Source organism: Ketobacter sp., assembly GCF_003671495.1.
Classification (GTDB): Bacteria; Pseudomonadota; Gammaproteobacteria; order Pseudomonadales; family Ketobacteraceae; genus Ketobacter.
Map to the genome: position 1 here is coordinate 1 of NZ_RCHN01000008.1, position 9,935 is coordinate 9,935.

10 protein-coding genes are annotated in these 9,935 nt (G+C 49.9%); 2 read left to right on the forward strand and 8 right to left on the reverse strand.

Annotation, left to right across the window (positions count from 1 at the left end):
* A partial coding sequence (locus tag D9N14_RS03425; RefSeq protein ID WP_290576935.1) for a hypothetical protein occupies positions 1 to 2,178 on the reverse strand: 2,178 nt, incomplete at its 3' end.
* 364 nt (positions 2,179 to 2,542) lie between these two features.
* On the opposite strand from D9N14_RS03425, the gene D9N14_RS03430 reads away from it, so the two are divergent.
* Positions 2,543 to 3,184 (forward strand): hypothetical protein, encoded by a 642-nt coding sequence (locus D9N14_RS03430; RefSeq protein ID WP_290576937.1) that lies wholly within the window; start codon positions 2,543 to 2,545, stop codon positions 3,182 to 3,184.
* Positions 3,185 to 3,296: 112 nt separating this feature from the next.
* Here the strand turns inward: D9N14_RS03430 and D9N14_RS03435 are convergent, their stop codons facing one another.
* From D9N14_RS03435 to D9N14_RS03465, 7 genes are all read right to left on the reverse strand, one after another.
* Positions 3,297 to 3,785, reverse strand: a complete 489-nt coding sequence (locus tag D9N14_RS03435; protein WP_290576939.1) for a hypothetical protein — start codon at positions 3,783 to 3,785, stop codon at positions 3,297 to 3,299.
* Positions 3,778 to 4,602: a glycosyltransferase gene (locus D9N14_RS03440; protein WP_290576941.1), complete on the reverse strand. Its 825-nt coding sequence runs from the start codon at positions 4,600 to 4,602 to the stop codon at positions 3,778 to 3,780. The genes D9N14_RS03435 and D9N14_RS03440 overlap by 8 nt, the downstream gene beginning before the upstream one ends.
* Positions 4,599 to 5,888 carry a nitric oxide synthase oxygenase gene (locus D9N14_RS03445; protein ID WP_290576943.1) on the reverse strand — a complete coding sequence of 430 codons (1,290 nt, stop codon included), beginning with the start codon at positions 5,886 to 5,888 and terminating at the stop codon, positions 4,599 to 4,601. Before D9N14_RS03445 ends, D9N14_RS03440 begins: the two co-directional genes overlap by 4 nt.
* Complete coding sequence (locus D9N14_RS03450) at positions 5,885 to 7,357, reverse strand: B12-binding domain-containing radical SAM protein (RefSeq protein ID WP_290576945.1); 1,473 nt, start codon at positions 7,355 to 7,357, stop codon at positions 5,885 to 5,887. Before D9N14_RS03450 ends, D9N14_RS03445 begins: the two co-directional genes overlap by 4 nt.
* A gap of 292 nt (positions 7,358 to 7,649) precedes the next feature.
* On the reverse strand, positions 7,650 to 8,234 hold the full coding sequence (locus tag D9N14_RS03455; RefSeq protein ID WP_290576947.1) for a demethoxyubiquinone hydroxylase family protein: 585 nt from the start codon (positions 8,232 to 8,234) through the stop codon (positions 7,650 to 7,652).
* Positions 8,219 to 9,001, reverse strand: coding sequence for a hypothetical protein (locus D9N14_RS03460; RefSeq protein WP_290576949.1), 783 nt, complete (start codon positions 8,999 to 9,001; stop codon positions 8,219 to 8,221). Before D9N14_RS03460 ends, D9N14_RS03455 begins: the two co-directional genes overlap by 16 nt.
* A 35-nt stretch (positions 9,002 to 9,036) precedes the next feature.
* Complete coding sequence (locus D9N14_RS03465; protein ID WP_290576951.1) at positions 9,037 to 9,498, reverse strand: TonB C-terminal domain-containing protein; 462 nt, start codon at positions 9,496 to 9,498, stop codon at positions 9,037 to 9,039.
* Positions 9,499 to 9,716: 218 nt separating this feature from the next.
* On the opposite strand from D9N14_RS03465, the gene D9N14_RS03470 reads away from it, so the two are divergent.
* A partial coding sequence (locus D9N14_RS03470) for a type II toxin-antitoxin system CcdA family antitoxin (RefSeq protein WP_290576953.1) occupies positions 9,717 to 9,935 on the forward strand: 219 nt, incomplete at its 3' end.

Genomic DNA, 9,935 nt, shown 5'->3' on the forward strand with positions numbered 1-9,935 from the left:
CGTCTTCACACTCCCCGGCATGATCGACAGGCTGCTGTCGCCATAACTTAACACCAGACTATCGGGCAGCTGCACCACACCCAGCCCGCGATTGATCTGCTCCAGAATCAGGCCGGCAATGGCGCGACCAAAGAACAGTTTGGGTGGGAACTGCAGGCGGTAGTCGTACCACTGGCCCAGGTTCAGGCTGATGTCGATCTGCGGGTTGATCAGGGCCAGTTGCAGGCCGCTTTCGCCGTCGGTGGCGAGCTGCACCGGCACTTCCATATTGAAGCTGGTGCGGCTGGCCAGTTCCCAGTCCCCGGCCTCATTGCGCACTTCATAATGGATCTCGAAGTAATCCACGGTGAGGAAGGCAATGGATTGATCAACGCCCCGGAAAGACAACTCCGGCACGCTCTTCGGTGCCAGCACGATGCGGGTGTTGGCGTTGTCCATAGTCGTGATGAAGTAGCCGCCGGTTTCCGAGAGTTCATCCAGAATGGGCACCGTGGGCGAGAGGATGCCCGCCTCATACACCGCCAGCAGCGCCTGGTTGATGATGTTGCTGTTCACCACCAGCCCCAGGTTGGCGGTGTTATCCGCTGCGGGCACGTTGGTGGGGGTAAAGCGGAAGCCCAGCATGTTGGGGGCCAGTCCGGGGGCGGTGCCCAGTTGCTCGGGGATGCCCAGCAGATCCGGGAAGATGTGATCGTCCAGCTGCAATACCTCGGGGAAGCCCAGGTTCACGCCCAGTTCGATGTCGCCCGGGCTCAGCTCGGTGGACTCGGTGCCGATGCGACCCATCAGGGAGATCGTCATGCGGTTACTGTTCACCACATGCAGATCCTGCACGCCCACTAACGCCGTGAGGAAGGCGCCATTGTTCACCGTGGCACCCAGGCGCACCTGCAGCTCATTGATCAACGGGTCGATGATCAAGTTGGCAATCAGCGGCACCAGTTTGCCCAGCAGCAAATCCGCAATCAGATCGCGGGCACCTTCGATGCCGCTTTCAATAAGATCGGCCACCCTGCCCGCCAGCCCAAAGCCAAAGTTACGAATCGCCGCAGGTAGATTGAAATTGAGATTGAAATCGCTGTCGGCGCCACCCAGGCCGATGGCATTGATGGACTGCACACTGACATTCACATCGCCGTCCTCTGCTTCCAACCCAAAGTCAGCGGCCAGGCGCAGACGATTCACATTGATGCCAGCATTAAAGCCCACCGTTAATCCGGAGGTGTTGATGCCCAGCAAATCCATCAACTCGTTTTCTTCGGAGTTGAAGCTCAACAGGCGGCTGTTGATGCGCACACCCAGATCCGTGTCGCGCAACTCTGCGTCCAGACTTACGCCATCCCAACCGGAACCGGACTTCAGATCCAACTGGTTGATATCCAGCTCCTCAAATTCCAAATCCGTTAACGTGGCGCTCACAGAAATAAGATCCACATTCAACGGGCCGATGGCCACCTCCGGCGTGCAATCCTCGTAACAACCGACGAAGGGCACGCAGACTTCAAAACACTGCCGGGGCACAATCACCACCTTGCCCAAGCCGATGGACACCGACTCACTGAACAACGTATTGGCGTTGGCGCTGCCCAGCAACGCCGCCAGATTCTGTTCCTCCACCAGCTCTTGGGCGAAGGGTACCAGTTCGTCGATGGTGGCCTGATCCACATCCAGCTTCACGATGTCGTTCAGCACCGTGGCGCGATCGGCGTAGTGCAGCGTGTCCACCTGGGCGTACACATCCTCGGTGTTGAACTGATAAAACTGACTGGGGCTGACCTGAACCTCGAACTCATTACGACTGCCCAGCGTGGCAGGCACCCCGTTCACCTCCATGGCATACACCCCGGATGGGTCCACTAACTTGCCATGAATGGTCACCAAGTCCCCGGCCGCTGATTCGGTGGGCAGCGCTTCAGTAATAACAACGCGCGGACCCTGGTTATCAAAGAAGAAAAAGCGCCTTGGCCCGAACTCCTGCGGATTCACCGACAGATTGTTCTGGCCCTGGGTGAGATAAGGGGAGAGATCCAAGCCACTGGCGATGGCCTGACCCTCGGCGAACTCGAACAGATGCTGCACCGGCACGCCATTCAGCGTAATGCGCTCCGGAAGTTCATCGCACCGGATTAAAAAACGATCAGGTAATTGATCGATAAAGCGCGCGTTCTTGTACGGCAATACGATCTCGTATTCCTGGGATTTACAGCCTGAAGTGATTAAAAAAGATACAAGAAGAAGCCCCAACAAGAGCTGGTTTATGTTTTTGTTCATGCCCCACCATTCCATAGCCAATAGGTTCGGGTTAAGTGTAGTTGTGTATGGGCCGGATAAGATTTGTGTGTGATTTTTGGGCTGTGTGCTGATTGATCAGCGTTTGGATCATGGCATGGGCGGTTTGGATAGCTCCGCAATGGGCCGCGGATAATCCCGACAACGACCATAATCTCTTCACAAGCCATTAGTAAGGTGAGTTAATTGACGAGGAGGCCGGGGGCAGATCTTGCTGGCTAATTTGCATCCAATGAGTACATGGGGGCTGGAAATGGACATTCATTTGGGGAAGATCTTTGCGTTGGTCAGTGTACTGGCACTGTCTAACGTGTCCTACGGGCAAGTATGGAAATACACCTATTCGGGTGGGCCGTTACTGATTGATGAAAGCACCGACTACAGTGGCTTTCCGGATACGTTTCCTGGTTACTCCGGCGACATATTGATCGATGAGAACGCGCTTCCCGGAGGCACGCTGGTCAATGCAACGGTGTCGTTTGTGGCCATCGCCGCCTATTTTGAACACGAGGACTACACCATCAATACGCCATTCGGCCTTCTGGACAATGCCAGCCAGGTCGATGGGCTGCTGGCATTTGATATCCACGAGTTTCCGGCCATTGAGGCTTTCTTCAATTTCACCACCGACGAAAACCGCCAAATCGTCTCCTGGGAAAGTGACTTTCTTGCCGGACCACCGGACGGTGGCATCAGCAGCGAGAAGGGAGATTACTATCGCATCGGTGGCGATGGGCCGGACGTCTACTGGTACTCTGAAGGTGCTGGCTCCTGGAGCCGGCCCCATGCGGTGCCAGAGATATCTGCAAGTGGTAGTGGACTGGCGCTTGGGTTGCTTGCTGGGTTGATGATGCTGATGCGAGAGCGCAAAGCTGGGCGTAATCGACGAAGGTAATACGTGCTGGGTTTGGATTAGCTTCTCCTACAGCTTTGCTGAGCGGGTATTTGCATATTGCTTGTTGTTTATTTAATGCGAAATAATTTAGGGCACAGCCCCGCAGGTATTATTACTCCTTGGGGTTGGTCAACAATACCGCGACCGTTATAAAAAAAACAATTGCCGAACAGAGAAGCACAACGTCAAAACATTTTATCGCCAGCACAATGGCCGCGGCAGATAACCCGATAAATACCAATTTTGTTGAGATAAACCAGCGCGAACCTAACATGCTGGCCGGGCGCTGAGTGGGCAGCCAGGTTTCCCATGAACTATCGCGACCTGCTGCTTGATCGCAAGCCAAAATGGCTTGCTTAAGGGCGCACTGGCGCACCCCCTGGTGACACCACTGCAGGGCGAGCGCCAAATTTGCAGCAACGTAAATTAAAGCCAATACCGAAGCGTATTGTGGCGCGGTTACAATTAACAATGCAGAAGGCACAAAAAGCACTATAGCCACCAGGATGACCAAGTTCTGGATTGCAATTCTAAGCAGCATTTCTGCTTTAAGGGCAGAGTACTCAGATTTAATAAGTTGATCTGTAAGTGCTTCAGACACAGTTCTTACGCCTTGAGCTATTGTCTCTACTCCAATAGGACTGCCTATGCTGCCAAATTAATGCCAATAGCTCGGCACTGAGACGGACTATGTAGTAGGCGGCAAGATCAATAACTGATCCCCTCGGCATAATTTTTTCTCCTGGATTGAAATTCTCCCCCATATTTTTTAACTGTCTTGTTCCGCAAATCCAGCGTGCTCGCACTTTAACCCAACTCAGCAAATTTAGCGGAGGTGTCATGTATGCTTTAGCGGCCTCGATGATCATGCGCCGGCTAGGGTCTATTCTGTTTCTGGCCCAGTCATCATCCGCTAGTACATCTGGCCAAGGCCCACGTTGTTTCAAACCATTTTCATTAATCGCCGTACAACACATAAAAGCATCTGGACGCCTGGCCAGTTGATCCCCCCAAACCCTACCCACTCTTAAGGCGAAACCAAGCGATTGACTTAGATCTACCACCAAGCGGGCTGCCACAAAATCGGCGTGCCCCTCAATTAATGGATGCAACAATGCAGGAAAGGTATCTTTTGTCACTACAATATCGGCATCAAGATAGACTATCAAGTTACCCCTTACTGAGGCATCAGCGGCGCGTAAAGCATTTGCTTTGCCCGCGTGGGGGAGTTCGATAATACACGCTGTGTGCCCAAAAACACTTTCAATAACCGCGCGGCTGGCATCCGTTGTTGCGTTCAACACGTAAGTCACTGTGACAGGTAACCCTGTCAGAGAGGCCTTCAGTGCAGGCGCAGTGCTTTGAAGTTGCACCTCTTCATTCCGCACCGGAACTATTACGTTGAAGGGAATCATCATCGTCTGAATGTACCCGGTTTACGTAATTTTCGATGCAACCAGCGCCGCGCATCCCTAATATGTCCCGCAAGCCGGGAACGTGAAACATTGCCGTCAAAAGGCATCATTTTCCAGCCATCGGCAATCCAACTATGATAATAATTCGGTACGGCTCCATGGTCTTGCATTTCGATATGAAACGGCGGCAAGACAGACGATGCCTGAGGCGGCACTATCCAAGACCAATCGGCGTGTAAAGCTCTGCCGCTGGCAGACTCATCGGCGCGAAATTTCATAAAATCACGTGCAGCCGTGTGATGGTCCACTAAGGTGACCCCTGCCTTTTGATAGGACTGCAACACAGCCGCGTTTAATTCCGTCAACGCTCTGTCTCGCCAAAGCGGATCTCTGCCTTCTGGATTAATCCCAAATGATCGAGCCGCATCACCAAGTAGATCAAACCGCCAAGGGTCCACTAAATTGCGCGAGGCGATCTCGGTTCCCATATAAAAGCCATTAAAAGGTGCACACGGATAATCTATGCCACCGATAGTGAGAATCATGTCTGTAATACAAGGCACTGCATACCATTCAAGTCCAAGGCTTGCAAAAGCGGGGTAATCCGCATGAATGAGTGGTACACGATATGTAGTGGAATCCGGTAGGGTTTTAAAAACCCTGCGTCCATCTGCACTGATAACAGGCATTGGCAGAATATCGAACTGACCCCCGTCTCCCTTCCAACCCGCTGCTTGTGCTTGCCGGGTAGCTTCTACATTGGCCCGATCGCCAACAACGCTGCCATCACGTTGTAAATAACCGGCGTAGCGCGTAACTTGATTAGCGCCAATATGTGCGGGCAGAGCTTGCGGCGTGACGGGAGCAAAAATGGTAATAACCGATTTAATCTTGCCCCTATTAAACGCAGCGTGCATGTGCTGAATCACTTCATCAGCAATGCCATCTGGATCAGAGATGTTACGACAGTCTCTTACAACCAAAGAGCGCCAGTACAACCGCCCAATACAGCGTGCGTGATTGCGCCACGCGACTTTTGCTCCAAAAGCAAGCTCTTGGGGCGTATGGGTATACATGCCGTGTTGCTTCAGATCGCGATCCACCTCGGCTTTACGCCGCTGGCGATCTGCGCTGTCGTCAACATTCTCTTCGTAAAAAAGATCGAGAAATGCAGCCGCTTCAGCGCGTCGCTCGCGCAAAGACAACCGTCGTAAACGGCGTGCTAGCGGCTGGAAGCCTCCGGAGCTTAAAGCCGGATCCAGTAAGTGTTGTTTACCAATGCCAATCACATCAAACCATCAAACTGTCGGGCGCTGGATCTAACCGAACGCTTATTAATCCTATAAACCGACGCCAACGCTCTATGCTTGTGCTTGCGATATCCCTTGGTTTCTATGGTTCGGTTTCTGTATTCCATTTTTGCTCGCTGAGGGTCTGGTCGTAAATCTGTCAAAATCAATGCCTCAGACTGCTCTGCCACACGCTTGAATATCGGGGTTTCGTCCAGCACTGAAAATGCGTTAAACCTCACTCTATCCAACTGTTGTTCGTGGGCCTCTAAAAAGTCAGCGGTGGCAGCCATGTCTTCTTCCGTTTCTCCCGGATAACCCGCAAACATCGTGCAACGCAGAGACAAGCCAGCTCGGTGCGCATTGCGAATAAATTCCGAGTTACCCTCCACGGTGGAGCCTTTATTCATAGAGTCCAATAAGCGCTGACTGCCCGATTCAAGCCCAAAGCTAACGCGCCGCATTCCACCGCTAACCGCTGCTTTGAGGTCTCTAAATGACAGGCCGTTGTCAGCCCGAGTATCAACGTGTACCGTCCCAATCCATTCGGCTCCAGGCACTCTTTGCGGCAATTGCTCTGCAATGGCACGCAGCATGTCAGGCCAGGAGTTGAGTTTTAAATCAAGGAAGAGAAAATTGCGGGTGGCATGGCGGCGGGCTTGCTCTTCCATCTCCGCCAGAACATGGCCGATAGAGCGCGACCGGTATGACAAGCCGTTGGCAGAAACTACATCTGAACAAAACGCACATTTGGCCCATTGACAGCCTCGTCCGGTCATAATCGGAACTATACGCACCGGGTACCGCTCCCAGGGGAAATCAGTAAAGTCCGCAAACGGGGTACTATCCAAAGGGCGTAATGGCTCTGCCGCAACCGATATGCGCCCGTCAGGTAAGGTAACCCCCGGAAATTGCAAAAGATCGCCCTTTTCTACAACCGTGCGGACAATGTGAGGAATGGACAGGTCGGACTCTGCCCCGACAAGCGCTGTTACACCCGGCAGCTTGCGCCAATGCTCCGCCGTGGCGGCAATATTGAACATGGGACCACCCACCACCACCGGAATATCTTGCTGCTGGGCTATGGCAGCAATCTTTCGCACCACCTCAAAATGCATTAGATATGCCGATAGTAAAATCACACTTGGCCTAGACTCAATAGCCGAGCGAATTCGGTCAATCGTCACACGATCTGGTTTATCGCGCACAAAAGCTCTGGCACGACGGGCCAAATCCCGAAGAGGCAATATGGGCTGGTACGCCGACAAATGCAGTCGCCGCATAAAATGATCGGTTAAACGCTCACGCCTTTCTCTCACGGCCGTGGGGCGTCCATGATCTAACGGACAAATTACCTGAACGGCGTAGCCGTCACGGCGCAAAGCAGCCGTAACTAATCCGATCGCCAAAGTCGGGAAACTTGAAAAGGCATTTAAATCAACTAGTAAAACCTTACCCTGGTGAGCCATTGTCTTGAACTCTCTAACACGGTATTTCGAAAACTCGTGCACAAGCATTAGTTTCAAATCAGAGAGCCCCGATCAAGTCTTCGAAACAAAATTAATGAGGTTGTCTTCAACGTACATCAAACGAATTTCATTGCGCTCTTTCTTGTAGATATCTGTGATCCCTGAGATCAGCTCGTCAGAAAACCGGTAGCAATATGGGCGGATATACAAACTATGAAGTAGCAGCCCCATATGCTCATTATCGGAAACTAATGCCTTAGTCGGTGGAGCAGTACACCATCTGTTAGGGCATTTACAGCTTTATAGACAACCAAATTGCAAAAGTCGTTGAATATTTGACGAGAGCAATTACCAGCACACTAAGTAAGCCTTTGTTTTGGTTCGCCATGCCTATTTGTTGATGTGACTCTTCATCGCTTTTAATACTGCAAACTGCACTATATGCTTCCGAATCTATGTTGCGCAAGAAACTGATCTGCTCTTTTAAATGTAGCAATACCGTTGACTCAATCGCGTTGGTGCAAACCCAAATAGAATTTCGACCCAGCAAAGAAGTAATAACCCCTAACAAATAACCGCCAAGCGACCATAGCCTCAGCGCATAGCAAGTACGAATGCCGCGCTTTCTAAGCAGATCGCTAAACACCTTTTGATGAGCTTGCTCGTGCTCTAGCATCTCCGCCAGGATAGGTACAATGTCAGGATAAAGTAAACGAGACAGAAATATCTGTGCCCTGTATATTTGAATTGCTCCAGTTTCACCAGCATGATCAACTCTAAGGATTCGTGCTATTTCAACCATGACTTCACTAGGTGGCTCCCCATGAATAATGCCATTGCATGCAAGCCCTATTTCTAAGTTTAACGTTGATCCCATTTTGAACTGATTTTACCAACAAACCCGACTGATTCCGGTAGCTCTAGTTCGTCTAGTTCCGCCGGATTTAGGCTCCATTTCCCAGCCAATTTAGTTACATCTTCTTCATCTGGGCACCAGTGATCGTCGATCTCCCATACGTTGCTATCAATAAATTCTTGCGTACGGGTATCTAAAAATTTTAAATCCAACTCAATTTCCTCCATTGTGAGATCATTTGTATCCCTCAATGTTTCACCATCACCAAATGAATAAGCTCTTACCATTTCATTTTCAATTATTCTCGCCCAAGCACACCAACCAGATACACGATGTGACCCAAAATATTGAACGTCAGAAAAATGAGAGGCAATATTTTTTATAAAGTCTATTGCCACATCCGGATCAGTTTCACGATCTAGGCACGGCATTCCCCCCACAACAAAAACCCAGCTTTTAACAGGTGGCGATACAAATACAAGCCTCTCTTTCCATGAGTGATTTGCAGCAACAATGCCGGTCTCCCAGTTTGCAATCTCGACATCATGCATATCTAAACACTCTATTACTCGCTTGGAATCAGTGGCTTTAATAGCTACCCATATCGTTTTATAACCAAAAGCAATAGGTTTATCTGGTTGATTACAAATCACAGGCTTAGGTTTCTCAATTGCAGCTTTTTTATTAGAGGCTGCTTCATTATGTTCCACTACTCTAGATTTTGACTTAGAGAAATACCAAATCAATATTATTCCAAGCAGTACAATAAAAAATACAATAGTGCTCATGATCTACTACCTGAACCACATTGTTATATGCATTTTTATAGCCTGATTTTAAATGAGGAAAGACCCTCTGCAATATCACCACAACTTTCAGGAACACTAAGGTAAGGTGAAGCTTGCTTTATAGATTGAGCTGAATGGTAGTCATGAATGGGACTGCCTGATGATTCAATCAATATTAAACTAGATAACAAACCATCATTCTTCATGCGTATTGAAAACGTAGCTTTGCTTTTAGCCGACGTAGCCGCTGCATGCTTTTCCATCTCTCTATATATTTTTGTGGTAATCACAAACATATAATCATCAATCTCACCACAATCTTTAGTTAGTCTAGTCACGGGAGGCAAACCCTTTTTCTCATCCTCGATAATAAGTTCTACTCCGACAGGTATAGTAGGAACGAACACTTTTCTTTTCTCGTTTTGGACATTTAATTCACGAGACGAACAAGAAAACGTCAAAACCGATAGAACAAGCACTAAAAAGGCTTTAGGCATGTGAGATCGCACCTACTTCATATAACGCCCGAATTCATATACTAACGCCCGCATCAGTGGGCAACCGTAGTGGAGCCCGTTTTGTGCAAAAATGACCGCAGGGAATGCACAAAACGGGCGGAGCGTAGGTTGCTCCACTGCATGCGATTGTTATATGATTGATGCCCATACGCTATGCGCACACCTTGCCAACAATTTTGTAGATAGGGGGCAAAACCATGCAACAACCTTATAACTCCCAGGCCCCTAAAAAGCCCACTAATGTCAGTATAAACAGTGACTTACTATCAAAAGCCAAGGCACTGAAGATCAATTTATCCGCTACTCTTGAAACCGCCCTAATAGAGCTAGTTAATGAGAAGCAGCGCGAGTTATGGCGCGAAGAGAACCGAGATACCATTGCTTCATACAATCAGATGGTAGAAGAACATGGCACC